Raw genomic sequence first — 24363 nt, forward strand, 5'->3', positions numbered from 1 at the left:
TTCGACCTAACTCAGTCAAGGTCAGTGTCTTACATTCAATCAGTGCCTTAGAGGCCAGCATCAAGCTGTTTAATCGTTTTAGGTGAAGTTCTGGGCAGTATTGGTGTAAAGAATGTTGTAGGATATTGGCTTCGCGCATCTTGTTGTCCAAGTGTAGTTTTTGGCGAAACCATTTGATCATGCAACAAGATGCGCTTCCACCCTAATTTGATGATTTATTTGTAAATCATCAGGGGATTCTTCAGTACTCAAGGTATAAAGTTCAATCTCAACGGTCGCTTTTGGATATTCCGCAACTTTATAGTCGAGACGCTTCCAATAAAGTTTATCTGGCATGGCCTCAACGGCTTCCACAAAGCGCAACACAGAAAAATAATCGCCCTCTAGACTCAAGCGAATACCATGGCTATATAGATTGAGTTTTTTCTCTTCACCCACAGGTAATAAAGGGATGGGCGCTATCGACATAAACTTAATTAATTTAATCCCTTGCACTTGTCCTAGTAAATTACCCAGCAACTGCGGCATATAGTCTGCCGGCACCATATCCACCATCTGCTCATCGAGCTGGGCATCTAGGGCTTGATTCTGTTGCTGCAACAGCACTAAACGCTGTTGGTAATCTTGATTGGGATCTAACGCTAAACGTTGCTGATACAAGTCAATCTGCTGAGCCGAAATCACGTTTTCCTGCTCTAAGGCTTTTAGCTGTTGTGAAACAGCCACATGGGTTTTCCACAGGGACTCTAAGGGTAAATAACTCAGCATGCCGACCACGGCCAGAATGGCGACTAAGATCAACACTCGCTCACGGCGACTTAGCGCATCAAACTGTTGTCCTAATTGGGCTAACTTTTGCTTCATTGCGCGGCTTCCTCCTTGTTATCGCTTTTCAAGGTAAAGGCCAAAGGTTTATCTTCACCGCGATCCATGCTCATCGACGAGAAAGCTTGCCCCTTTAAAGTCTGCGTAGTTTTAAGTTTGCCAATCCACTGCGGAATGCTTTGAGGATGGTCGGCAAAACCTTCGAACATAAAATCTTGCTCATTAATGACGATATGACTAAGCCAAACACTCGCATCCGACACGACGGCTAAATCTTTAAGAACTGGCGCAAAACCACGGCTGGTTAAGGAAGTCCTAAGACTCAATTCTCCCATGAGTAATTGCTTCAGCTCTAACTGTTGTTCCGCTAAATCGACTCGCGCAACAAGATCGGCATCGGGTTTACGCGCAGCAATTTGTGCTTCTAATGCCTGTTTTTGGGTATCGAATTGCTGCTTTTGTTGGGCAGCCAACTGCTGGGCCTGTTGTAACTCACTGACTTGCCAGTAGCTATAACCACCTAAAACCGCAAATAAGATCGCAAAAACCAAGGCGTAAGCACTTAAACGCGCAAAGGTTAATCTTTGCTTCGGGGGCAATAATGAAGGAGTGTAAAGATTGACTCGGTATTTAATCACTCAGTACCTCGATAAAATTCAGCAAAGGCTAATCCCGCCATTCGCGCGCCAACACAGCTTTTATCAATGACATTCACAGCTTGATTGAAGTTTGCCGAGACTAACTTAGCTAAAGTATCCACGGCACCATCGGCGAGGAGTTCGATAGAAGATACCGGAGCCTGTCTCAATTGACTTTCAAAATAATCCATAGAACGCTGAATTTCTAAGCTTAAATTGTCTGCCATGCCATAACTTAACTCATCCGCTTGAGTCTTATCCAATTGAGTAAATCCGCGCACGCGACGCTGCATATACAGCTGACCTTGCTTAACCACAGTCAGTAGCAATTCTTGACCGGGATTATGGCTCACCACCAGACGCGCTTGGTTGTCATCATTAAATAGGTTAGTTACGGCTAACTCTTCGATACTAATACCGAAAAGTTGTAAATCTTGTTCATGAATGGCCTGCACCATGCTCACTAACTTAGCTTTATCCACCACCACAACGTTGATTTTATTACTCGGAATGGGTGACTCAAAGTAATCCAAATGGATTTGCGGTACAGGTAGCGTGACCATGTCTTTAATTGACCATAGCAAGGCTTGGGATAATTCGACAGTATCGACATTCGGTTTATCGGTCAGCAGTAATTGATAAAGGCCTGAAGCCAAAATCAGCTGTAACTGTGCATTGGGAAAGGATTTAGCCACAGCAGCAAACGCCAATGACCAGTGCTCATCTTTCAGCTCAAAGGGTAACCACTGCTCAGCATTTTCTTTTTGGGCAGGTGCGTAAACCCATAATTTATCGGCGCAGACATAGACACCAAGGCTAGTCGGTTCTGTTCTCTTCTGCCAAAAGGCTAATCGACCTATAAGACTTTTTTCCATAAAGATGCCTATAACCAACTGAATTTAAAAGCTTGAGTAGTCTCTTTCGCACAAACTTCCTGTCACTCCACTCTCCAGTGCTCCTTGACCTATGACCTGCTCGATACAGAATAAAAACCGCAAACGTCATATTTTTGGCACTGGCTAGTTTAGCCGCAAATGCTCGTATTTTATAGATAAATACGTGAATAATAGGATATATTTGTCTATAGGACGACATTAATCACCCAAACACTGAACTTCCCTTACTTAGCCTCTATGGGTTCACTGAAATACATTCCCTGCGCTGCGCCAACACCGAGGATTTGCAGTGTCTGCCACTCTTCAAAGACTTCTACCCCTTCGGCGCAGACTTGTACTTCCGTTCGATATAAACCGCCAATCAAACTGCGAATAAATAATTGGTTTTCTGGTCGTAAATGAATATGACGCACGATGGATCTATGTAACTTAATTAAATCAAAATGGCATTCGCGAATATAATAAGTACCGACAACCTGCTGACCCACATGATCGACACATAATCTCGCGCCCATTTTACGGATCATATCTAATTTAGGCTGCAACTTTTCTTGATGTTGAATAACGATATCTTCAGACACTTCGAAAATCAGTCGCGTGGTTAGATGGCGATATTCTAATAGCGTCGTTTTTAGCCATTGAGTGAAGGTTCGGCTCATTAGCGAATCTAAACTCAGATTAATACTGTATATCTGCGGCGCTGATTTCTTAACTGTTTGAGCATTCGATACGCCGTCCGACAATTCACTCGACAATAATAACAATACCCGCTCAATAATTTGCCGTTCGACCTGTGGCATTAAGCCACATTTATTCGCCATTGGAATAAACAGTGTGGCACGGATTAACGCCCCCTGATTATCCCGAGCACGCGTAAATATCTCTTTATGGTGTTCATTACCATCTGAATCAATTATCGGCTGACTAAAGGGAAAAAAGCGCCGCTGCACTAACGCGTTTTCTAAAAAGCTACGCCACCGTACCGAGCCTTTGGCAAATTCTTCATCAATCGCGCCTTTGTCGTACATAAACCAATTACTATTACCCTGTAATTGTGCCGCCCTCAAAGCCATATCGGCTTCTTCAATTAACTGAGCCGCATTATCGCCTGCGGTAAAATAAGCGCATCCGAGGTGGAAAAAGTTATCGCCATTCTCAACATCAGGCAAAGGCTGGCTTAGACATATCTTGAGTAATTTGCTGGCAAATTGATCCGCTTCAATTAAGGAGATTTGCGGCACGACTATGGCAAATTGATTATGGGAGCGACGGGCAAAAATACTATTAGCTTGAGTTTGCAGTAATTGACTTATCGCATTAACAGTCGAGTTTAATAGCTCTTTCGTCACTGCTTCACCTTGGGATTGCTGCAATAAATCCAGATCATCCATTTCTAATAAATAGATCACCCCGTGGGCAAGCATAGCCTGATTATGACTAAGGGCGTCGAGACGATTATTCAAAAAGAGTCGGTTACCAATGCGCGTTTCCGCATCAAGAAAGGTATTAGAACGGATGAACTTGTCGAAACGCCCCCGCTCCTTTTGTGCGTCCTGTAACTCTTCTAACAACTTAGTCAAAGCACGGTTAATCAGCCTTGGTTTACCATTTCCGGGAGTCGCGAGTGCTTGCTCATGCTTACCTTGCAGAATCAATCGACTGCGTAAGGCTAATTCTTCAATGCCATCGAGCTGCTGTGAAAACCATAAATAACCAAAACGCACTAAGGCAGCCACGGCTAAGATACCGACCAACAAAATCAGAATTTCATACCAACTGAAAGTGTAATATTCAAAGGGCTGAGTCAAGGTTAACTGCATACGCAAGCCAGATGTCGGCTCTAGCACATGGTCATACACCATCGCATTTTGCGTAGTCAGATTGCCTTCATAGGCAAATAATACTTCATCTTTCAAGGTCAACCGAAAGTTAACGGCATTATAAGCAAGCAACATAGGCGGTAGCCAAGCCTCTAGCTCCCAATCCGGTTGGTGTTGGAACTGATCGACTAACATAGTTTCGAGTTCAGTGACTTTTTGCTGCTGAAATTTATAGGTCAGCTGCACGAAACTCATCATAGCGCTCAGCAAAAATACGAAGGCGATAGCGGCTAATGACATTAACCAAAAGCTGGTTAATTTTGTAGTTAACATTCGGGTGAATTTCATCTATCCGCTATCCTGCAGGATTATTATAATTATTTGTGCGATTTTAACAGGAGCACAACAAAGTTGTCCGTTGATTATTCAGTAGCATAACCTAAAAGGCAACTAAGACGCTGTGACTTTAATGTCCACTTAAAAACAAAAAAGAGGCTAATTAGCCTCTTTTTAATGTTTTTACCACTTTTAGCCTAGTCGGCGTATTTAGGTAAAGTGGTGATCGCAGCCACACCAGAGTCGATAGCCGCTTGTGCAACCGCACGGGCAACATTAGGCAATAAACGTGGGTCCATAGGTTTTGGCAGCACATATTCAGGGCCAAAACTCAGCGACGTCACATTAGGGTAAGCCTTCAATACACTCGCAGGCACTAACTCTTTTGCCAGTGATGCAATTGCATGAACTGCCGCAATTTTCATCTCATCATTAATGCAAGACGCACGCACATCCAATGCACCACGGAAAATAAATGGGAAACACAATACATTATTGACTTGGTTTGGATAGTCGCTACGACCCGTACCCATGATCAAATCACTACGCGTTGCATGAGCAAGTGCTGGTTTGATTTCAGGATCTGGGTTAGAACACGCAAAAATCACTGGCTTATCGGCCATCAGCGCGACTTCTTCTGCACCAATGACGTCAGGACCTGATAGACCTAAAAATACGTCTGCGCCTTTAATAACATCAAGAAGCGTGCGTTTTTCGGTATCATTCGCAAATAGTGCTTTATATTCATTAAGATCTGTACGGCCAGAATGAATAACACCTTTAGTGTCTAGCATGTAAATGTTGGCGCGATTCGCACCGCATTTTACCAGCATAGTCATACAAGCGATGGCAGCAGCACCCGCACCCATACACACAAAAGTCGCGTCGCTTATCAACTTGCCTTGAATTTCCAGCGCATTGATCATACCCGCCGCAGTCACGATTGCGGTGCCGTGTTGATCGTCATGGAATACTGGCACTTTACAACGAGCAATCAATTCACGTTCGATAACAAAGCATTCGGGCGCTTTAATATCTTCAAGATTGATACCACCAAAGGTGTCAGCAATCGCAGCAACAGTATTGATAAATTCCTCAGGCGTATTATGCGTAATCTCAATATCTGTCGAATCGATATTCGCAAAATGCTTGAACAATAATGCTTTACCTTCCATTACAGGTTTAGAAGCCAAAGGGCCCAAATTCCCTAAACCTAAGATAGCCGTACCATTGGTAATCACGGCAACCGTATTACCTTTATTGGTATAACGATACGCATTGTCAGGATCTGCAGCGATTTCGCGTACTGGCTCAGCCACACCAGGGCTATAAGCTAGGGCGAGATCGTGACTCGTTTCGGCGGGTTTGGTAAGGCAAACTGCGGTTTTGCCTGGTATGGGAAATTCATGATAATCGAGTGCTTGTTGACGAATATCTGACATTTTAAAATCCTGAAATGCGACATTTATAATTTATGAGAGTAAGACCTACCAACACACATCTAGTCTCACCAAAGGGTGATGTTAATAGTCTGGCTGGTCGGGGTAAGATACGCCAATAAGGGGAATTTATAAATAAGAGATTCATAAATTTCACTTTAGCCGCCAAATAGACCCTCTAAGCTTAGTTTTATAAACTTATCTCCTATAATAAAGCTGCATTTCTTAATATGTTTTGTAGGAAACAAACATATATTTTGTAGTTACTGCGCTAGTTGTAGCGACTTAATCTCAAAAATGTTGGTTAAATTACAATATATGGCGACTAGCATATTTATCTTATAGTTAATTGCTATAAATAAGTCGAATTATACACTTGAACTCTCAATACTGAATAAGTTGACGATTTATTGAGTGAAGTCGTACCAGCTAGATATGTAGAATAAGCGGAATAAAGAAAATCGACGAATAACACAAAGCAAAAAGGCGCCATAGGCGCCTTTTCTAGAAACATTGCAATCGCAATTATTTCTTTGCAAGCACTGCGAAGCGCTTGTTGAATTTGTCGATACGACCGCCGGTATCAACAACTTTTTGTGTACCAGTGTAGAATGGGTGACAAGCACCACATACGTCTAAATGCAGATCTTTACCAGCAGTAGAGTTTACTTTGATAACGTTACCACAAGTACAGTTTGCAGTGATGATAGCGTATGTTGGGTGGATACCTGGTTTCATTGGGGTTACCTCAAAAGTGTAAGGCCATGTCGCTCTTCCAACCCGTAGTCGGACACCACATGCATGTTAATAACAATATGTTTAGGGCGCAGAATGGTACAGCATACCTACAAGGGATACAAGTAGATTATCTGAGCGTTTGCCGGTTAATCTGTGTCTATTTTGACTTTAGTTAAGCGGCTTATTTTCCCGCTTCTTTAGCCTCAAATACCGCCCGCGCCTCTTTAGCATCAGAATGCTGATCCAAAATCATTTTCGAAGGACAAGATAGCACCGCATTGCTCTTGAGTGCATTAATTCTATTCTTCGAGAAAGCCACAGGATTTGCCTCGTAAATCGCCAACATAGCGCCATATACACTCACACCCCAATCCTTGGCATATCGATTGGCGATACGCCACAACGTCTCGCCAGCAAGATACGTTAACTGGCAATGTTCGGGCGTCTGTGAGGCCGTTTCAGCAATATTCTGTTTTTGCTCATTATTTGCCGTTTTCACTATTTCTGGAACCACAGTTTCAGTTGCAGCGTTTTCAACAGCCCCTTTTTCAACAGCAATCGTCTCAGAGGTTTTAGCGAAGGCGTTTATCTCAGTAGCCGACGTATTTTGTTTGTTCGCGGCTTCAGGAAATCTAAAGCCAGTCACCACTTCTACCGTTGGTACTTTGGATTGGGTATTTGCAGCAGTCGCTGCGGGCGTTACCTCTGCAAGTGGCTTTGATTCTGCCACCACTTTTACAGGCTTAATGCCCACTTTATCCGCACTTTTTGGGGCGCCCGCTATGGTGGTCTTTTTAGTGTCCGAAACCGCTTTTGTCGTTAACGCGGCAGAGGCAGGTTTAGCCCCACCGAATAAATTGATACTTTTGACGTCATACCATCGGTCAAGGCGATACTCTCTCACTAAGAGTTTAGCGCTGCTATCCTTCACATCTTCAACGCCAGTGAGTAAAACTAAAAAGCGATTAATCTCCTCAACCATTAACCTTTCTTCGCCGCTAGCTTGCTGCACAACAAACTCTAAGCGCGACATATCTTGATTGTCTGCGATCACATTCACCCTGAGTTTAGGGTAAGCGCCTAATTCAAACATCCGGCTATTAATGCTCACATGGGAGACTTGTGCCATGCTAGGTGCGCTGCACACCAAAGCAAGTAGACCTAATGATTTCACTATATTAGCCATTTATTTACTCTCAACTATCCTTGGTAAACCATCATTAGGGCTAGCCCTAGCCAGCCGCGCTGAGTACACTAAACCACATTCTTGTCTAAGACTTGCCTGCATATGTCATTGTTTGTCGAAGTTGCGTTACCTGTGCCTATGCGGCAAACCTTTAGCTACCGCGTACCCGAATCCTATCCTAGTACACCGCAAATAGGTGTGCGCGTTAAAGTTCCCTTCGGTCGTCAACAATTGATCGGGTTAGTCACAGGTATCACTGAGTCTTGCAGCTTAGCCCCAAAGCAAATTAAGTCTGTGCTCGAGTTTATCGACGATAAACCTTTACTGCCGGAATCACTTTATAAATTAACTCTTTGGGCTGCGAGATACTATTTTTGCAGCCAAGGGCAGATGCTAACCCAAGCATTACCTGTGGCCCTGCGTAAAGGGCTCGATGCCGCGCCACAAAAAATCCAATTCTGGCAATTAACTGAAATAGGCCAAAATATTGCGCCCGAGGCGGTTAAACGCGCACCCGCACAGAAAAAACTACTCGAGTTACTCAAAACCGCCAGCTTAACCCAAGAAGAGGTTATCAGCTTAGACATCAGTAAAGCGGCGCTTAAAGCCCTAGAAGATAAAGGCTGGGTGGCACGCCATGAAAAAATTGCCGAGCTTAACCTCGACTGGCGCACCACACTCGAAATGGACGAAACGCCACATAAACTCAATAAAGAACAAGCCGTCGCCGTTGCCACTTTAAATCTGCAACAAGGATATCACTGTACTTTATTAGAAGGCATTACCGGTTCGGGTAAAACGGAAGTCTATCTTGCTGTACTCGAAGAAATCCTCAAGCAAGGCAAACAAGCGTTAATTTTAGTGCCTGAAATCGGCTTAACACCCCAGACAATCAACCGCTTTAAGCGCCGTTTCAAAGTCAATGTTGCCATTTTGCATTCAGGGTTAACCGACAATCAGAGACTCGAAGCATGGCGCCAAGCCCGCTGTGGTCAGGCTGCAATCATTATCGGCACCCGCTCAGCCTTGTTCACACCTATGGCGTATCCCGGCATCATCATACTCGATGAAGAACACGACAGTAGCTTCAAGCAACAGGAAGGTGTTGGTTATCATGCCCGCGACTTGGCAGTCATGCGTGGCCATTTAGAAGCGATTCCGGTGATTTTGGGCACAGCGACGCCCTCACTCGAAAGTCTACAAAATGCCTTAAGCGGCCGTTACCATCATTTACTATTGGGTGAACGCGCAGGTGCGGCTAAAAAAGTGCGCCAAGGCATTATCGACATTAAAAATATGCCGCTGAAAGCCGGTATGTCAGTGCCGTTACTGAACGAAATCCGCCTGCATTTAGATGCAGGCAACCAAGTCTTGTTGTTTCTCAATCGCCGCGGCTTCGCACCAGCCCTGCTTTGCCACGAGTGTGGGCACTTACACGAATGCGACCGCTGCGACGCGTTTTTCACTGTACATCAATCCCTTGGCGAAATTTGCTGTCACCATTGTGGCAATCAATACGCCATCCCCAAGCAGTGTCACAAATGTGGCAGCACTATGTTGATGGGCCAAGGCATAGGCACAGAACAGCTCGCCGAAGCGCTGCAACAAGAGTTTCCTAAACATCCAGTAGTGCGCATCGACCGTGATACGACCCGCCTAAAAGGCTCATTAGAAACCCACTTAAATGCGATTCATAAGGGAGAATATAAAATCCTCGTCGGCACACAAATGCTGGCTAAGGGCCATCACTTTCCTGATGTCACGCTTGTTGGGTTACTCGATGTCGATGGCGCCTTATTTAGTGCCGACTTCCGCGCACCTGAGCGCTTTGGGCAACTCTATACCCAAGTCGCCGGTCGTGCAGGGCGCGCCAGTAAACCCGGCACGGTATTATTGCAAACTCACCAGAGCGACAATCCTATTTTGCGGGATTTACTGCACCGCGGTTATGGCGAGTTTGCTCGCAGCCAGCTCAAAGAACGTCAACAAGCACTGCTGCCGCCAGCATGGCACATGGTGTTGGTGCGCGCCGAAGCGCATTTAGCCAGTGATGCCGATAACTTTCTCAACGCCTTTGCCGCGCTTTTGCCGCAAGATAAAGAATTTGAGGTGATTGGTCCTATGCCAGCGCCCTTAGATAAAAAAGCCGGCAAGTTCCGCCGCCAACTCTTATTCCAAGCTAAAAACCGCAATCGCCTGCAACAAGAGTTTGAACGTATTCATCCGCTTGTAGAACAACTTATCGAAGCTAAACGCTGCCGATGGAGCTTAGACAGAGATCCGCAGGATCTCCTCTGAGTCGAGTATTTGATAAGTATTTAAGCGCCATTTGATAAAAAATCATCGGGAAGATAGCAATTGTTAACCACAAACGGCTAAAATATGCGGTTATTCCCTGTATTCACTCTTAAAGTTAGTGCCGATTAGAACCCATGAAATCACATATCCAATCATTACTTGAACAAACTCTAGAATCCTTTAAACAACAAGGTATTGTGCCTGCTGACTTTGAAGCACGCATTCAGGTAGATCGAACCAAGGATAAGAGTCATGGCGACTTGGCAACCAACTTAGCCATGATGCTAACCAAGGTCGCAGGCAAGAATCCACGCGAATTAGCCCAACTGATCATAGATACCTTACCGGCTTCGGCTTTTGTGGCTAAGGTTGAAATTGCAGGACCAGGCTTTATCAACTTTTTCATCAACGACAGCGCCTTAGCGGACCAACTGCAAAATGCCGTCAACGATGAGCATTTAGGTATTAAGTTACCGACACCACAAACTGTTGTTGTCGATTACTCTTCACCCAACCTAGCCAAAGAAATGCATGTAGGCCATCTGCGTTCAACCATCATTGGTGACAGTGTTGTGCGTGCATTGGAGTTTTTAGGCCACAAGGTTATCCGTCAAAACCATGTGGGCGACTGGGGCACACAATTTGGTATGTTGCTGGCCTATATGGAAGAGCTGCGCGCCAAAAATGGTGAAGAAGCTCAACTTGAACTGTCTGATTTAGAAAACTTTTATCGTGCCGCTAAACTGCGTTTCGACGAATCAGCAGAATTCGCAACCCGCGCTCGTCAGTTAGTGGTCGAACTGCAATCTGGTGACGAGTATTGCAACAAACTGTGGCGCGAATTTAACGACATTTCGTTAAGCCACTGCCATGAAGTCTACGCCCGTTTAGGTGTGAGCCTGACCCGCGCCGATGTACACGGTGAAAGTGCTTATAACGCCGATCTCGAGCAAGTGGTTAAAGATTTAGATGCCCAAGGTTTATTAACCGAAAGTAACGGCGCTAAAGTCGTATTCCAAGAAGCCTTCCGCAACAAAGAAGGTGAGCCACTGCCTGTTATCATCCAAAAGGCCGATGGCGGCTATTTGTATGCCACCTCAGATCTTGCGGCAATGCGCTACCGCTCGAACGTGTTAAAGGCCGATCGTGTCCTGTATTTTGTTGACCTACGTCAGGCACTGCATTTCCAACAAGTCTTTAGCCTAGCGAAACTGGCTAAGTTTGTCCGTGAAGATATGTCATTAGAACACTTAGGTTTTGGCACTATGAACGGCGAAGATGGCCGTCCATTCAAAACTCGTAGCGGCGGTGTCGTTAAGTTAGTTGACCTGTTAGAAGAAGCCAATGTGCGCGCGCTAGAACTCGTTCGTAGCAAAAATCCTGATATGGATGAAGCCACGCTGACTGAAATCGCCCGTGTCGTTGGGATCAGCGCCGTTAAATATGCTGACTTGTCGAAAAACCGTACCAGTGATTACATTTTCAGCTTTGAACAAATGCTCAGCTTCGAAGGCAATACCGCACCTTACCTGCTGTACGCTTACACCCGTGTTGCGGGCATATTCAAGCGAGTAACCGATCTGGATCTCAGCCAAGCGAAAATCGTGCTTGAGCATGAAAAAGAGAAAGATCTCGGTAATAAGTTGGCGCAGTTCGGTGAGATCCTCAATCGTGTTGTCGATAAAGGTCAGCCGCACGTACTGTGTGCTTATTTATATGAATTAGCGGGTGCTTTCTCTAGCTTCTACGAAGCTTGTCCAGTGCTTGCCGCCGATAATGACGCGCAAAAGAACAGCCGTTTATTACTCGCGCAACTGACGGCTCGTACGTTACAAAAAGGCCTAAATCTACTCGGTATTGAAACCTTAGAGCGGATGTAAGCCATGAGTAATCGCGATTATGCCAATAGAAGGCCGCAGTCGGGCGCTAAACCGCGCCCAATCCGCGCGACTCGCCCAACTCGAGCAAAGCCTTCACAATCTAAATCGGCGCCGCGTAAGAAGCTGCCGCTGACCTTGATAGGCTTTGTCATACTCGCTGTGGGTTGTTTCGTCTATTTCCTGTCAAGCATTAAAGATAATGCTAAGCAAGAAGTGAAGCCGATACCCGCTCCGGCCAAGAAAACGGAAGTGCAAGTTAAGCCTCAAGAGACAGCGGTGCTTACTCCTAAGGTCAAAGAACCTGAACGCCAAGCGGTCGTTATCCCAGTAGAGACAACTGAAACTGCTGAGCTTATTATTCCGCCAAAGAAGGATCCTAATGCTCTGCCACCACAACCAAAGGAAGAATGGACCTATCTCAACGAGCTTGAAAATAAGCATGTTGAGGTCGATATTCCCGATATTGTTGCGAGCAGAACACCGATGCAATATCAGTTGCAGTGTGCTTCTTTCCGCCAAGAATCACAGGCGAACGAGATGAAAGCCGTCATCGCTTTCCAAGGTTTAGAGGCGCAAGTGAGACAAGTCGAAGGTACAACCGGCGTATGGTACAAGGTTGCTTTAGGCCCCTTCGAGCGTAAACGTGATGCAGAGCGTAAACGTCATACACTGCAAAAAGCGGGAATTAATGGTTGCCAGATTCTGGCGATTCCTAAATAAGGCTTTAGCCTACTCCTGATAGACTATTAAGAATAAATAGCGGCCAGCGTTTTATCGCTCGTCGCTATTTTTTTGTCCGTATAACATGACGCACTCATTGACTCTGCCCGCCCATAAAAAGTCAGTTTTAAACAACAACTCATTTCAAATTTGCTGATCTACTAAATTTATAACCCATTATTTGTAAACAACAAAATCCTTTATTAAGAAAGATTAATATGCAGTTTAATTGACCTAGATCAAACTTAAGCGTATCTCTTAATTAACAGCAAGACCGCTGTATCTGTGTCAAATCCAACCTCAGGGTGAAGTATTATGAATGCATTAATCGAGATAGAAGCCACCGAATTCAGCCAATTGTTCAAGAGTGGCGACATGCTGGGAATTAGGATGTTTATGGAACATGTGCGCATGCCACTGGATGTTCAAGACAAGATTTATGACGAAATTTCTGCGCTTCAGCAATTAGAACAAAACCAAATTGCCAAGCTCATTGAAACCCACGCCCATTCCCAAATTCATGAACGCCTAGCTTATTAACCTTCCATTCAATGAAAAATTTATCTATGCCCAACTGCAGCTTCTGGCGGTTCATTCAACAGAAGCTGTCTAACCCACCCACTCTCCATCACACAGAATCAAATTTCAGCCAAAAAATAAGGCCAAACACCTGAGTATTTGACCTTAATGAACTAGCTAGTTTCAGATTTTAACCACAGCCTTAGCTCGGTTTTTCTTCCGTTAAGCCTATGCTATTCATCCAGTAATCGAAATCCACCATATTACCCGGCAATACGACTCGACTATTCTTCTGGCTTAAGCCATCGAGCTGTTTAAAGTATTGCTCACCGAGTTGCATCCGCAGGGCATTGTGACCACCCGGTGCGGCAATAACAGAGGCGAGACGTTCAATCGATTCTGCCGTCGCACGGGAAATGGTTAAAATTTCCTCAGCCTTACCTTCGGCTTCGTTAATCCGGCGCTGCATCTCACCTTCAGAACGGTTTACCGTTTCAGCTTTAACCCCTTCAGAACGGTTAATTTTACTCTGTTTGTCACCTTCACTCTTAGCCAATAATGCACGGCGCTCACGCTCGGCATTTACTTGCATTTCCATGGCATTTTTAACGGTTTCAGGTGGTGTAATATTTTTAATTTCATAACGATGCACGCGTATTCCCCACAGGGCACCCGCTTGATCTAAGACTTGCACTACCTTGGCTGAAATCACATCACGCTCTTCAAACGTACGATCAAGATCAAGTGTCCCGATGACAGAGCGCGTCGTCGTTTGCGCCAACTGAATTGCTGCATAACGATAATCAGTAATACCATAGCTGGCCTTCACTGGGTCAGTCACAGAGATATAAATCACCCCATCCACTTCAACGTTTACTTCGTCGCTCGAGAAACATTCCTGCGGTGGTACGTCAATGGTTTCTTCTTTCAAATCATGAATAAAAGCCACTTTATCCACAAAGGGGATCAAGGTATGGAACCCTGCATCTAACGTACTGTGATACTTACCTAAACGCTCAACAATAAAAGCCGATTTAGTGGGTACTAGGCGGATCGATTGAAATAGTTTAATCACAAAAATGGCAAATATCAGGCCCCAAATCGCCATCACAATCAAATCTGTATCTACTGGAATATTCATTATCGCGCTCCTTTGCCAAGATTATTCTGGCCACTCATAGTCTGAGTGACTTGCTCCATGCCTTCGAAGAAACCTTCAAGTTTTGCCATTTCAGCGGGAACAACAGAGACTTGTGCAACATTGAGGATCTTGCCAACTTGAGCAATAAACTGTTCTTTTAATAGCATATTCATCGCATCTGTACCGCCATTGACGGCTAATGCTTGCGAGATCATTGCCATACCTTCGGATTTTGCTTTGGCTATGATAGCGATCTCCTGACCTGTACCTTTAGCTTCATTAATCCGTTTCTGTTTTTGACCTTCTGACAGGTTAATGGCCTCTTGGCGCTCACCTTCAGACATATTGATCATCGCGGCTTTTTCGGCATTCGCTAAGGTAATTTCGGCACGTTTACGACGCTCAGCTTCCATCTGCTTCTCAAGAGTGTGGATCACATGGCGTGAAGGCGTGATATTACGAATTTCATAGCGCAATACCTTGATTCCCCATGGCTCGGAAGCCTTATCTATTTCCCGCACGATTGATTCATTTAAGCTATCACGCTCAGAGAAAGTCTCACTCAAACTCAGCTTACCGATTTCAGATCGCATAGTGGTCTGGGCTAAATTCACCGCTGCTTTACGGTAGTTTTCAATACCATAACTCGCCAATTTGCCATCCATCACTTTTAGGTAGACTAAGCCGTCCACTTCAAGTTGAGTGTTATCTTTGGAGATACAACTCTGTGGCGGCACATCTAATACTTGCTCACGGGTATCGTGACGGTAGGAGACGCGATCGAAAAAAGGGATCAAAATATGAAATCCGGGGTCTAATACTGCGCGGAATTTGCCAAGACGCTCAATGACATGCACTTCACGCATCGGCACAATTAACATCAACTTATAAAGAATAAAAAAGATAAATAAAATGACTAAGGTAAATACAAACATAGATTCCATCCTTTAGTTTTTGGAAGCTTCTATTGAAATAGGCTCAACGACTAGAGCGATATTTTCACGACAAATAATTCTGACTTCGGTACCCGCCTCAATAATGCTGCCATCGCCAAGCGCTGGCCATTCACTACCTTGAAACTCCACCCGCCCAGGTGTTTGCCCAGGACCTATGGTCTGCTTTACGCGAACAATTTGATTGTATAGTTCGATTGCTTCATCCGTGTTATCCACATGGGAATCACCACCAACGAGCCTCTGAGTGACTTGCCTGAAAGCCAATAACAATACAATGGCAGAGATAAACCACAGGGTCATGCTCTGCACGACACCTTCGACCAGTCCTATGCCTAACGCACTTGCCACGACTAAACAAGCCGCACCCAGCAACACTATGATGCCACCTGGAACCACTATTTCGGCGAGCATTAACACTAAACCAATCACTGCCCACACTAAAATCGGATTTGAAAACTCCATATTTCCCCCTGAAATGAGAGTGTCCTTTACTGCACTATAACAGCAGAGTTTCGGATAATCGACATAATATGTCAAAATTTACCCAGTCAAAACGCACACTCAATCACCTATGACTTAATCCTCATTCTCCCATATCCGCCCACGAAAGCCGTTAGGTTGTTTTAAAATTAAGCATAATCAATTCAAAAAGATAGCAAGCTCCCAATCCACAAGCGGCGCAATAACAATAAAAAACATTAAAAATCAATTATCTAAAAATAAAATCCTTCACTAATGATTATGTGATTTTGACAACAACATTCGATAAAAACTTTGAATAAATGTAAATTTTTGCATATATTGCCCCCACTTTTGAGCAAGTCCTTTGACGTACACTCGCGCTAGGTTTGAACTTACCCATCAAACCATGCCATAGGTCAGAGAGCGGATTGAGTAAGACACGAATTAACTTCGACCTATACAACAGGAAATAACAATGAAAAAAACATGCCTATGCCTAGCACTAATGCTTTCTCCTCAAGCATTTGCGGGTGACTTAGTACAGTGGTGGGATTTCAGTGCAACAGCCCTCTATGGCGAAGACTACGATTTAGCGCCATCGGATAAACAAGCCACTATCACCCTAGAAACGGCTGGCGGCTGGAAATACGGTGATTGGTTTGCCTTCCAAGATTTTATCTATTTCAAAGGTAACGACACGGGCATGGAAAGCACTACCTATGGTGAAATTTCGCCACGTTTTAGTGCCAGTAAAATTCTTGGCGAAAAAATAGCCTTTGGCCCAGTAACAGACTTGTCTCTAGCGTTAACCTATGAAGAAGGTGAAGGCCCAGTCCACAGCCTACTTTACGGTTTAGGGGTTGACGTAGCAGTACCATACTTTACTTATCTTAACTTTAATACCTATCGCCGCGATGGTATGAGCACTGGTAACAATAGTGACGGCTGGCAGTTCACTCCTGTATTTCGTATCGATATCCCTGTTGGATCTGCCAACATAGTACTCGATGGCTTTATCGACTGGGTATTTGCCACCGACGATAACGGCTACGAGGAAAACTTCCATTTCAACCCACAGCTAAAATACGATCTCGGTAAGAGTCTGTTCGGGGATCATCAAGCCAATAAATTATTGGTGGGTATCGAATACGATCTGTGGACCAATAAATACGGTGTGAAAGGCGTCGATCAAGACACTTACTCTGTGATTGCTCAATACCATTTCTAATCGGTACCGGCATAGTTTTAAAGCAACAAAAAAGGTGCCATTGGCACCTTTTCTATTCTGAGCACTCACTTTGCAGGGGAGTGTTGCTTAGCTTACTAAAAATTAAGCTAACAATTTTTTCGCTGCTGCAACCACGATAGAAACCGCACTCACTTCAGTTTTCTTCATTGTGGCTTCATTAGGAATTTCTTGTTGGGTGCGGTTTACAATCACACCTGCAACGCAGGCTGCACGCCAACCTTGAGTGGCACACATAGTGAACAAAGTGGAAGACTCCATCTCATAGTTCAGTACGCCCATATCTTGCCATTCTTTCATTGAACCCGCGAAACGACGCGTTACACGGCCTGTGACAGTGTCATAGCGCTCTTGGCCTGGGTAGAAAGTATCAGAAGAAGCTGTTACGCCAATGTGTGGCTCAACACCAGCATCGCGACACGCTGCAACCATAGCAGTGGTACATTCAAAGTTTGCAACCGCTGGATATTCCATAGGTGCAAAATGTAAGCTTGCGCCATCTAAACGCACTGAAGCTTGAGTCACAATCACATCACCCACATTAACATGAGGTTGGATTGCGCCTGTAGTCCCTACACGCAGGAAGGTATTCACACCTAATTGTGCAAGTTCTTCTACTGCGATAGAAGTCGATGGACCACCGATACCGGTCGAACACACTACTACTGGCTTGCCATCGGCATACGCTAAATAGCTTGTATACTCGCGGTGGCTAGCAAGAAACGTCGCATTGTCCATTAGTTCGGCAATACGTTTTACACGCTCTGGATCACCAGGAACGATTGCTAAGGTTGCACCATCGAGCATCGCTTTGGTCAAACCTAAATGAAATACATCAGCCATTGTGAAAACCCCTTTCATTTTTGATAATTAAATTCTTATAAAATCGACTTTAACCTAGTATCGAAGCGGTGAAGGTTAACTTGATCACAGAATTATCGGCAAGAAGTAATTGTTTAGTCGTAATGAAATTACCAACTACACCAGCATCTGCTCACAAGATAGCAAATTTGCCCATATTTCGAATGTCAGTCTGATTTATACCAAACAAAGTGTGAACCAGATCCTGAACTCATGCCAGAGGCTGTGGCAACAAACACCTAAGATACTGATTTAAAATAGATTAAAATAAATCATCCATTAGTATTAATCTAAGTGACCGCTAAAAGTGATCTAAGTCACGTTTAACGACTTGGTATAAGGTTAGGGTTAAGGCGTAACCTGAAGTGTAGTAAATGACGACAAGGAGAATGCCGATGTTTCCAGAGTACAGAGAATTAATTTCCACCCTGAAAACCCAAGATGCTCATTTTCAACGTAAGTTTAATGAGCATAATCAGTTAGACGAGGAAATCAAACAACTGGAAAAACGTGTCGCCAGTGATTTCAATCCGACAGTGAAAGAACTCAAAAGCAGAAAGTTACACTTAAAAGAGGAAATTTATCAGATCCTCAAATCCCACGAGTAATCCTACTATTACTCTAAAGACAAATAAGGGCGCCTAAGCGCCCTTATTAATGTCATCACAATCGCTTACAGATAGTAATCCTTCAGCGGTGGGAAACCGTTAAAGCATACTGCTGAATACGTCGTCGTATAAGCCCCTGCGGTTAACCAATACATACGGTCGCCAATGGCTAAGTCATTTGGTAAGCCATAGCTATAGTGCTCATACATGATATCTGCACTGTCACAGGTTGGGCCGGCAATCACGCATTTATCCAGCTCGCCTTGACGCTCAGTATAAATCGGGAACTTAATCGCCTCGTCCATCGTTTCAATCAAGCCAGAGAATTTACCCACATCGGTAAACACCCAACGCTCTAACGCTGTGTAAGATTTTTTGCTGATCAGTACCACTTCAGACACTAAAATCCCCGCGTTAGAGATCAACGAACGACCTGGTTCCAAAATAATTTGTGGTAAATCATCACCAAAATCTTCCTTCAGGAAGTGAGTGATTTGCTCGGCATACACACCCAATTGATTGGTTTTATCAATATAGTTAGCAGGGAAACCGCCGCCCATATTGATCATCTTCAAGGTGATATTGTGCTCATCACGCAAACGGTCAAAAATACTTTTCACTTTACCAATAGCGGAATCCCAAGCACCTATGTCACGTTGCTGAGAACCCACATGGAAAGAAATACCAAAAGGCTCTAAGCCTAATTCCTGTGCTAATACTAATAGCTCATAGGCCATTTCGTTTTGGCAGCCGAATTTACGGGATAACGGCCAATCAGCGGTATCTGTACCTTCGGTCAGAATGCGCACATAAATACGTGAACCCGGCGCTTCTTCAGCAATCATTCGCAAATCGGCTTCTGAGTCAGATGCATACATACGCACGCCACGCTCATAAAATGCACGCACATCTTGACGCTTTTTAATGGTATTACCATAGCTGACTCGATCGGTTGTCACACCGACATTCATGACCATATCTAGCTCATAAATCGAGGCAATATCAAAGTTTGACCCTTTATCTTTTAGTAAAGATAAGATCTCGGCCGCAGGGTTTGCCTTAACTGCATAATAAACGTTGGCGTAAGGAAAACTATTAACCATGTCATCGTATTGTTTCGCTATGATACTGGTATCGATCACAACGAACGGGGTTGCTTTGTCTTTGGCAAACGCTTCAATACGCTTGAATGTGTCCATATCATAATAGTCAGCAACATCAATAGATTGAAATTGGCTCATTGGGCCAGAGTCTCCTTTGGGTCAGATAGATAACAGTAAGTGTGATGTATTAAAAACGTGCGCAGTAAACGATATTTTTTCGCTTTACGCAACGAATTTTTATGCTGAATTAATAACTTTTTATTCTCTATTTCTTTAAGGAACTGAACCATCAGAAAAAGGCGCTATAAAACAAATAATTATGCACACAAACCCTAAGGTAAATTTGTGTGCATTATCAGAATAAAAAGTGAATTTTTTACGACGTTATCAGAAGGGAGATGGATAGGCTGGCTGGAGCCAAAATATCCATCTAAAAACAGTTATCTTGAAGTAACAATCACACAGTGAAAAGAAGACTCATGGATGCCTTAAAATACGTCCGTTAAATCGAGTTGTTACTGCGGCTGATTGAGTTTTGCGAGGGCTTGGTTCAAGGCTTCACTGGAATCAAAATAGGCAATGTCCAAAATGTTACGCTGCTTGAGCAATATCATAGTGGCCATATCTTTGTTATCAGGTAATAAACGACTGATCTCACCATCCCTATCTAACCCAATCGCAAAAGGTAAATCTTGCATCTGTGGCACAGCCACAAATTTAGCGATCAAAGAAGGCATACCACTGATATCGGCAACATAAACTAAACCCGTTGGCATTTGAGTCGCGCTCAAGGGGGTAAGTGCATCCTTAATCACATCACCGCCTTTCATGCTGCGACTAAAGAGCAACACTTGAGTCTCATCAGTCACATTAATGGTTTTATCATTTTGGTCGAGAAGTGAAATGGGATTAATCGCATCTCCGGCAACATAACTCGCAGCATACGCCCAGATTGGGGTTAACAGACAAGACAAACATAACAACAGCGTTTTCATAAACACTCGACTCCATTATTGGATAGGCGAACAGCATACCTGACTCCCCCTATCGACTCATTAAACCAACCACGATTACATGATACGCTTCACACATGAAGGGCGAAAAGTATTTGGTGAAATTTCTACGCTATAATCGCACAGTTAATTTTATTACAAGGATATCATAATGATAACACCTGGACTCGATCAAGAATTGCAGCAACTACAAGGCGTTTATCAACTCATCACCGAGTTTTTAGTCACCTACAGCTTTCAACTCGTAGGTGCTTTGCTGATCTTTTTGTTAGGTTTATGGGTAGCCAGTAAAGTATCACGCTTAGTCGCTAAGCAATTCGACAAACACAATATCGATATCACCCTAAGCAATTTTGTCAGCAATCTTATCCGCATTCTGATCATAGTCATGGTCGGGATTATCGCCCTCGGCAAGATCGGCATCAGTATTACCCCTATGGTTGCGGCAATTGGTGCCGCCTCCCTCGGCGCAGGTTTAGCCTTACAAGGTATGCTAGCGAACTATGCCGCAGGCGTGACTATTATCGTCACCCGCCCTTTTGTGGTAGGCAATACTATTGAAATTAAAGGAGAAAGCGGCGTTGTTAAACGTATCCACTTAGGCATGACCATACTGACCAATGAGGAAGGTGAGCAAATCAGCATTCCTAATAAGCATATCGTCGGCGAAATCTTGCACAACTCCTTCAGCAATAAGCTAGTCGAAACCCAGTTCAATCTCAGTTACAACACAGATCCCGAACGAGCCATTAGTGTGATTACTGAGTTATTAAGCAATAATCCCTATATTTATCAAGAGACCACACCTAATATCGGCATCAATGGTTTTAATGCTAATGGAATTGAAATGGGGGTTCGTTACTGGGTGCCCACACAAAGCTATTTTCAGCATAAATATAAGGTGAACCTCGCTCTTTATAACGCCCTTAAGCAGGCAGGAATCGAGATTGCCTGCCCCATTAGAGAGATCCATCTGCAAGATAAATAACGCTAATGCCCATGGGATTGATCGGCTTAGTCGATCAGCCTAGCCCAAATTGTAAACTTGCATTCTTGTAAAAATTTACGTTTACTATACTCCCAAATATCGATAGTGATGGACTACTATGTCGTTGATACTCATAATTATTGCTTTTATTGTACTGTTTATTTTTTTCGCTAAATATCAAAAAAAACAAGTACAAGCTAAAGCACTTGCCGCAGGTGATCCTACTGCGCTACTCAATCATGGCTTAACACTGATTAACCAAGGTGAAGTCAACTCTGGCCTAGATTATATTCAGCAGGCAGTCGATAAAGGCTTAGCCGTTGCCGCCATTGCTATGGCCGAACTTTATTCCGGTCGATTCCCACAAGTCCCCGCCGATCCCAAGGCATCTAACGATTGGTATAAAAAAGCCGCCGAAATAGAGCCTCAATATTTACCCATGCTCACCCTACCTAATTTGCTCTCTTCTGAGTCGCAAACACCCGATGAGTTAATCGCACAGGTAGAGCAACTCAAACCTAATGCCGAAGCGGGACAAGCCGAGTTTCAATATGAGCTTGCTTACTTGTATCTAAGCCAGCCCTTTCTCGATCCCGATGCTAGCCAAGCAATTTACTGGTTCGAAAAAGCCGCCGCACAAGAAGACCAAAGAGCCTATTACCATTTAGCCACACTCTACTGGCATGATGAGCGCGTCACTTCGGACTATATCAAAGCACGGGAATACTTTGAGAAATCCGCCGCCGCTGGTGATGAATTAGCAAAAGATGATCTAGGACATATGCTTGCTGCTGGCCAAGGTGGACCTAAAGATTTAGCGCGTGCAGAGGCATTACTTAGCGAGCGCGCCGCAGACGATGATTTCCGCCAGTATTATCTTGGTAAACGTTTCCTCTACGGTGAAGATTTGGCTGTCGACTATGACAAGGCGCGCCATTGGTTAAGCCAATCTGTCGCTAGAGGTAATGACTTCGCTAAGATTGAATTTGCTCATCTTTTACTGAAAGCGCCACAAAATGAGAGTGATTACCAACAGGCTAAAATTGACTTTGAAGAATTCGCACTTAAGTGGAATGAAGACGCACTGCTAGGCTTAGGCAAGATTTATGAGCAAGGTTTAGGCGTGAGTCGCCAACCGATTAAAGCGTTAATGTATTACCAGCTCGCGGCCATGAGCAATAGAGCCGATCATCTAAAAGAATTAGCCAGATTCAGTCAGCAACTAGGTACCTTAGAGATAAGAGAGGCTGAGCGTCTACGTGACAGTTTCTTGCATCAGCATCCAATCCCCGCTGAGCAACAACAATATTTTTATTTCTATAAGGCTGCATCATTTTTAAGTGGTGAAAAACCCACTCAAGAGGCTCTACAAGCGGCAGAAGCTTGGTACGTCAAATCGGCAGAGCTAGGTCATGAAATTGCTATGCGGGAACTGGTCAATATTTACGGCGCAGAACAATTAAATAAACCTATACAAATGTTTATTTGGTCTAGTTTATTGCTACGTCATTTTGGTAAATACGGGATGAATAGCGCTCAACGACTCCATCAAAACACCGCAAAATCATGTTTAACCGAATCCGAACTTGCCTACGCCGAAACTCAAATTGAGGCTATTGAAACCCAATTAACGCCCTATCTTGAGTCGGATAGGTAAGTTTCCTAGCAGCGAATGAGCCCCAGAAAAGGTTTGGTCAGATTTAACAGGCCAAACCGTTTGGTTACAAAATAGAGTGAATTTATAATTACTTAAAAAGCACAGTGGATGTATAAGCACTACAATCAATTATTGACCAAACCTGCGCAGCTAAACGACTCAAAAATAAAACATAGTCAGGTTAACTGCCCAGCCCTAAATTAAAACTGACCATTTTAATAGGCAAGATGTATGAGGCTGATACTGATCATTGTCATTTCATGCTTATTTCTGCCCCAAGCAAGGGCAGAAACCTCTGCCGTTGTCTGGCAAGCACACTGCCGCGATAGGCATCCTGTTATTTATGTCGAAAATGGTGAGTGCAAAGGCCCAGGTGCAGCTGTCATCAATGAAGTCATCGCCCGCCTAGGTCACAAGATAAATTGGAGTAATGTGCCTTGGGCACGCACAATTAAAGTGGCAGAAATGGGACAAGTCGACCTAATCCCCGTCCATTCGATGACGCCAGAGCGCAACGATTTTCTAGACCCTATGCTACTGGGATACGACAAGCGCTACGTCTATTACTTTGCCCTTGCGAATAGACAACTTGAAGTCAAACATTTCGATGAACTAAAACCTCATATCATTGGCGCACTTAGAGGCGCTTTTTACTGTCCGCAGTTTAATGACAATCAAAACCAACTAAAAGTGTCTTTTGTTAATGATAACGGTCAGTTAATCAATATGTTGAAGGCTGAGCGTATCGATTTAGCCATCACCTCCGAACAGCATGAGATGCAATTTTTTGCCAAAGATCCCCAACTCAAACAGATGGCGTACGTAGATATCAGCAAAAATGGCCGCTATTTCAGTATTCCGCTCATGTCGCCGCAGCATCAATATGCCAAGCAAGTTCACCAGATAGTCGACGACATGCGCACCTCAGGTGAAATTACTCAACTATTTAAATCCTACGGCGTCGAGCCTCCACTTAATCTCACTGAATCGCCCTTAGCGACTCACTAATCTGAATGCTGATAACCCAAAACTA

At 44.1% G+C, this 24363-nt stretch carries 22 protein-coding genes and 1 pseudogene; 9 read left to right on the forward strand and 14 right to left on the reverse strand.

The annotated features are described in order from the left end of the window. From L5M37_RS22570 to L5M37_RS22605, 8 genes and pseudogenes are all read right to left on the reverse strand, one after another. Positions 1-139 (reverse strand): annotated as a pseudogene (locus L5M37_RS22570) (IS4 family transposase); the annotation flags it as partial. Between the two features lie 38 nt (positions 140-177). Continuing rightward, positions 178-864, reverse strand: a complete 687-nt coding sequence (locus tag L5M37_RS22575; protein ID WP_263201861.1) for an MSHA biogenesis protein MshJ — start codon at positions 862-864, stop codon at positions 178-180. Next, on the reverse strand, positions 861-1463 hold the full coding sequence (locus L5M37_RS22580; RefSeq protein ID WP_113940089.1) for a fimbrial assembly protein: 603 nt from the start codon (positions 1461-1463) through the stop codon (positions 861-863). Before L5M37_RS22580 ends, L5M37_RS22575 begins: the two co-directional genes overlap by 4 nt. Continuing rightward, entirely contained in the window at positions 1460-2338 is an 879-nt protein-coding gene (locus L5M37_RS22585) for an MSHA biogenesis protein MshI (RefSeq protein ID WP_105251268.1), read from the reverse strand. The genes L5M37_RS22580 and L5M37_RS22585 overlap by 4 nt, the downstream gene beginning before the upstream one ends. Positions 2339-2583: 245 nt before the next feature. Next, positions 2584-4527, reverse strand: coding sequence for an RNase E specificity factor CsrD (gene csrD, locus L5M37_RS22590; protein ID WP_263201862.1), 1944 nt, complete (start codon positions 4525-4527; stop codon positions 2584-2586). Positions 4528-4712: 185 nt separating this feature from the next. After that, the gene (locus L5M37_RS22595) at positions 4713-5957 is read right to left on the reverse strand and encodes a malic enzyme-like NAD(P)-binding protein (protein ID WP_263167665.1); all 1245 of its coding nucleotides are present in this window, start codon (positions 5955-5957) and stop codon (positions 4713-4715) included. A gap of 522 nt (positions 5958-6479) precedes the next feature. Then, positions 6480-6692 (reverse strand): 50S ribosomal protein L31, encoded by a 213-nt coding sequence (gene rpmE, locus L5M37_RS22600; RefSeq protein ID WP_063883331.1) that lies wholly within the window; start codon positions 6690-6692, stop codon positions 6480-6482. A gap of 181 nt (positions 6693-6873) precedes the next feature. Next, positions 6874-7878 carry a FimV/HubP family polar landmark protein gene (locus L5M37_RS22605; RefSeq protein ID WP_263201863.1) on the reverse strand — a complete coding sequence of 335 codons (1005 nt, stop codon included), beginning with the start codon at positions 7876-7878 and terminating at the stop codon, positions 6874-6876. A gap of 102 nt (positions 7879-7980) precedes the next feature. On the opposite strand from L5M37_RS22605, the gene priA reads away from it, so the two are divergent. The 4 genes from priA (at position 7981) to L5M37_RS22625 (ending at position 13316) form a co-directional block, all read left to right on the forward strand. Next, a complete protein-coding gene (gene priA / locus L5M37_RS22610; protein ID WP_263201864.1) occupies positions 7981-10176 on the forward strand; it encodes a primosomal protein N' in 2196 nt (731 codons plus the stop codon). Positions 10177-10310: 134 nt separating this feature from the next. Then, positions 10311-12056 carry an arginine--tRNA ligase gene (gene argS, locus L5M37_RS22615; protein WP_105251263.1) on the forward strand — a complete coding sequence of 582 codons (1746 nt, stop codon included), beginning with the start codon at positions 10311-10313 and terminating at the stop codon, positions 12054-12056. A 3-nt stretch (positions 12057-12059) separates the two neighbouring features. Beyond that, the gene (locus L5M37_RS22620; RefSeq protein ID WP_113940095.1) at positions 12060-12776 is read left to right on the forward strand and encodes an SPOR domain-containing protein; all 717 of its coding nucleotides are present in this window, start codon (positions 12060-12062) and stop codon (positions 12774-12776) included. A 315-nt stretch (positions 12777-13091) separates the two neighbouring features. Next, positions 13092-13316: a hypothetical protein gene (locus tag L5M37_RS22625; protein WP_006083282.1), complete on the forward strand. Its 225-nt coding sequence runs from the start codon at positions 13092-13094 to the stop codon at positions 13314-13316. 181 nt (positions 13317-13497) lie between these two features. Here L5M37_RS22625 and L5M37_RS22630 read toward each other — a convergent pair whose 3' ends face one another. From L5M37_RS22630 to L5M37_RS22640, 3 genes are read right to left on the reverse strand one after another with little or no spacing between them, the layout of a single operon-like run. After that, entirely contained in the window at positions 13498-14436 is a 939-nt protein-coding gene (locus L5M37_RS22630; RefSeq protein ID WP_168825701.1) for an SPFH domain-containing protein, read from the reverse strand. After that, positions 14436-15371 carry an SPFH domain-containing protein gene (locus L5M37_RS22635; protein WP_263172935.1) on the reverse strand — a complete coding sequence of 312 codons (936 nt, stop codon included), beginning with the start codon at positions 15369-15371 and terminating at the stop codon, positions 14436-14438. Before L5M37_RS22635 ends, L5M37_RS22630 begins: the two co-directional genes overlap by 1 nt. Before the next feature lie 12 nt (positions 15372-15383). Further along, complete coding sequence (locus L5M37_RS22640) at positions 15384-15854, reverse strand: NfeD family protein (RefSeq protein WP_212600510.1); 471 nt, start codon at positions 15852-15854, stop codon at positions 15384-15386. A gap of 475 nt (positions 15855-16329) precedes the next feature. On the opposite strand from L5M37_RS22640, the gene L5M37_RS22645 reads away from it, so the two are divergent. Further along, a complete protein-coding gene (locus L5M37_RS22645; RefSeq protein ID WP_263148021.1) occupies positions 16330-17082 on the forward strand; it encodes an outer membrane protein OmpK in 753 nt (250 codons plus the stop codon). A 102-nt stretch (positions 17083-17184) separates the two neighbouring features. Here the strand turns inward: L5M37_RS22645 and udp are convergent, their stop codons facing one another. Further along, a complete protein-coding gene (gene udp / locus L5M37_RS22650; protein ID WP_105251257.1) occupies positions 17185-17943 on the reverse strand; it encodes a uridine phosphorylase in 759 nt (252 codons plus the stop codon). A gap of 413 nt (positions 17944-18356) precedes the next feature. Between udp and L5M37_RS22655 the strand changes: the two genes are divergently transcribed. Beyond that, on the forward strand, positions 18357-18569 hold the full coding sequence (locus L5M37_RS22655; RefSeq protein WP_006083288.1) for a YdcH family protein: 213 nt from the start codon (positions 18357-18359) through the stop codon (positions 18567-18569). A 65-nt stretch (positions 18570-18634) separates the two neighbouring features. Here the strand turns inward: L5M37_RS22655 and L5M37_RS22660 are convergent, their stop codons facing one another. Continuing rightward, positions 18635-19810 carry a type III PLP-dependent enzyme gene (locus L5M37_RS22660; RefSeq protein ID WP_105251256.1) on the reverse strand — a complete coding sequence of 392 codons (1176 nt, stop codon included), beginning with the start codon at positions 19808-19810 and terminating at the stop codon, positions 18635-18637. A gap of 377 nt (positions 19811-20187) precedes the next feature. Continuing rightward, entirely contained in the window at positions 20188-20667 is a 480-nt protein-coding gene (locus L5M37_RS22665; protein WP_105251255.1) for a hypothetical protein, read from the reverse strand. 169 nt (positions 20668-20836) lie between these two features. On the opposite strand from L5M37_RS22665, the gene L5M37_RS22670 reads away from it, so the two are divergent. From L5M37_RS22670 to L5M37_RS22680, 3 genes are all read left to right on the forward strand, one after another. Beyond that, positions 20837-21673 (forward strand): mechanosensitive ion channel family protein, encoded by an 837-nt coding sequence (locus L5M37_RS22670; protein ID WP_113940098.1) that lies wholly within the window; start codon positions 20837-20839, stop codon positions 21671-21673. A 118-nt stretch (positions 21674-21791) separates the two neighbouring features. Continuing rightward, positions 21792-23330 (forward strand): SEL1-like repeat protein, encoded by a 1539-nt coding sequence (locus L5M37_RS22675; protein ID WP_263201865.1) that lies wholly within the window; start codon positions 21792-21794, stop codon positions 23328-23330. A gap of 231 nt (positions 23331-23561) precedes the next feature. Beyond that, positions 23562-24338 (forward strand): substrate-binding periplasmic protein, encoded by a 777-nt coding sequence (locus L5M37_RS22680; RefSeq protein ID WP_173247210.1) that lies wholly within the window; start codon positions 23562-23564, stop codon positions 24336-24338. Positions 24339-24363: the final 25 nt, after the last annotated feature.

Source organism: Shewanella sp. SM69 (assembly GCF_025653985.1).
Lineage (GTDB): Bacteria > Pseudomonadota > Gammaproteobacteria > Enterobacterales > Shewanellaceae > Shewanella > Shewanella oncorhynchi.

What these genes read in the sequence shown, in the direction of transcription:
- L5M37_RS22575 (WP_263201861.1), bottom strand. Translation starts at nt 864, where the DNA reads ATGAAGCAAAAGTTAGCCCAATTAGGACAACAGTTTGATGCGCTAAGT.
- L5M37_RS22585 (WP_105251268.1), bottom strand. Translation starts at nt 2,338, where the DNA reads ATGGAAAAAAGTCTTATAGGTCGATTAGCCTTTTGGCAGAAGAGAACA.
- csrD (WP_263201862.1), bottom strand. Translation starts at nt 4,527, where the DNA reads ATGAAATTCACCCGAATGTTAACTACAAAATTAACCAGCTTTTGGTTA.
- L5M37_RS22595 (WP_263167665.1), bottom strand. Translation starts at nt 5,957, where the DNA reads ATGTCAGATATTCGTCAACAAGCACTCGATTATCATGAATTTCCCATA.
- rpmE (WP_063883331.1), bottom strand. Translation starts at nt 6,692, where the DNA reads ATGAAACCAGGTATCCACCCAACATACGCTATCATCACTGCAAACTGT.
- L5M37_RS22605 (WP_263201863.1), bottom strand. Translation starts at nt 7,878, where the DNA reads ATGGCTAATATAGTGAAATCATTAGGTCTACTTGCTTTGGTGTGCAGC.
- priA (WP_263201864.1), top strand. Translation starts at nt 7,981, where the DNA reads ATGTCATTGTTTGTCGAAGTTGCGTTACCTGTGCCTATGCGGCAAACC.
- argS (WP_105251263.1), top strand. Translation starts at nt 10,311, where the DNA reads ATGAAATCACATATCCAATCATTACTTGAACAAACTCTAGAATCCTTT.
- L5M37_RS22620 (WP_113940095.1), top strand. Translation starts at nt 12,060, where the DNA reads ATGAGTAATCGCGATTATGCCAATAGAAGGCCGCAGTCGGGCGCTAAA.
- L5M37_RS22625 (WP_006083282.1), top strand. Translation starts at nt 13,092, where the DNA reads ATGAATGCATTAATCGAGATAGAAGCCACCGAATTCAGCCAATTGTTC.
- L5M37_RS22630 (WP_168825701.1), bottom strand. Translation starts at nt 14,436, where the DNA reads ATGAATATTCCAGTAGATACAGATTTGATTGTGATGGCGATTTGGGGC.
- L5M37_RS22635 (WP_263172935.1), bottom strand. Translation starts at nt 15,371, where the DNA reads ATGTTTGTATTTACCTTAGTCATTTTATTTATCTTTTTTATTCTTTAT.
- L5M37_RS22640 (WP_212600510.1), bottom strand. Translation starts at nt 15,854, where the DNA reads ATGGAGTTTTCAAATCCGATTTTAGTGTGGGCAGTGATTGGTTTAGTG.
- L5M37_RS22645 (WP_263148021.1), top strand. Translation starts at nt 16,330, where the DNA reads ATGAAAAAAACATGCCTATGCCTAGCACTAATGCTTTCTCCTCAAGCA.
- udp (WP_105251257.1), bottom strand. Translation starts at nt 17,943, where the DNA reads ATGGCTGATGTATTTCATTTAGGTTTGACCAAAGCGATGCTCGATGGT.
- L5M37_RS22655 (WP_006083288.1), top strand. Translation starts at nt 18,357, where the DNA reads ATGTTTCCAGAGTACAGAGAATTAATTTCCACCCTGAAAACCCAAGAT.
- L5M37_RS22660 (WP_105251256.1), bottom strand. Translation starts at nt 19,810, where the DNA reads ATGAGCCAATTTCAATCTATTGATGTTGCTGACTATTATGATATGGAC.
- L5M37_RS22665 (WP_105251255.1), bottom strand. Translation starts at nt 20,667, where the DNA reads ATGAAAACGCTGTTGTTATGTTTGTCTTGTCTGTTAACCCCAATCTGG.
- L5M37_RS22670 (WP_113940098.1), top strand. Translation starts at nt 20,837, where the DNA reads ATGATAACACCTGGACTCGATCAAGAATTGCAGCAACTACAAGGCGTT.
- L5M37_RS22675 (WP_263201865.1), top strand. Translation starts at nt 21,792, where the DNA reads ATGTCGTTGATACTCATAATTATTGCTTTTATTGTACTGTTTATTTTT.
- L5M37_RS22680 (WP_173247210.1), top strand. Translation starts at nt 23,562, where the DNA reads ATGAGGCTGATACTGATCATTGTCATTTCATGCTTATTTCTGCCCCAA.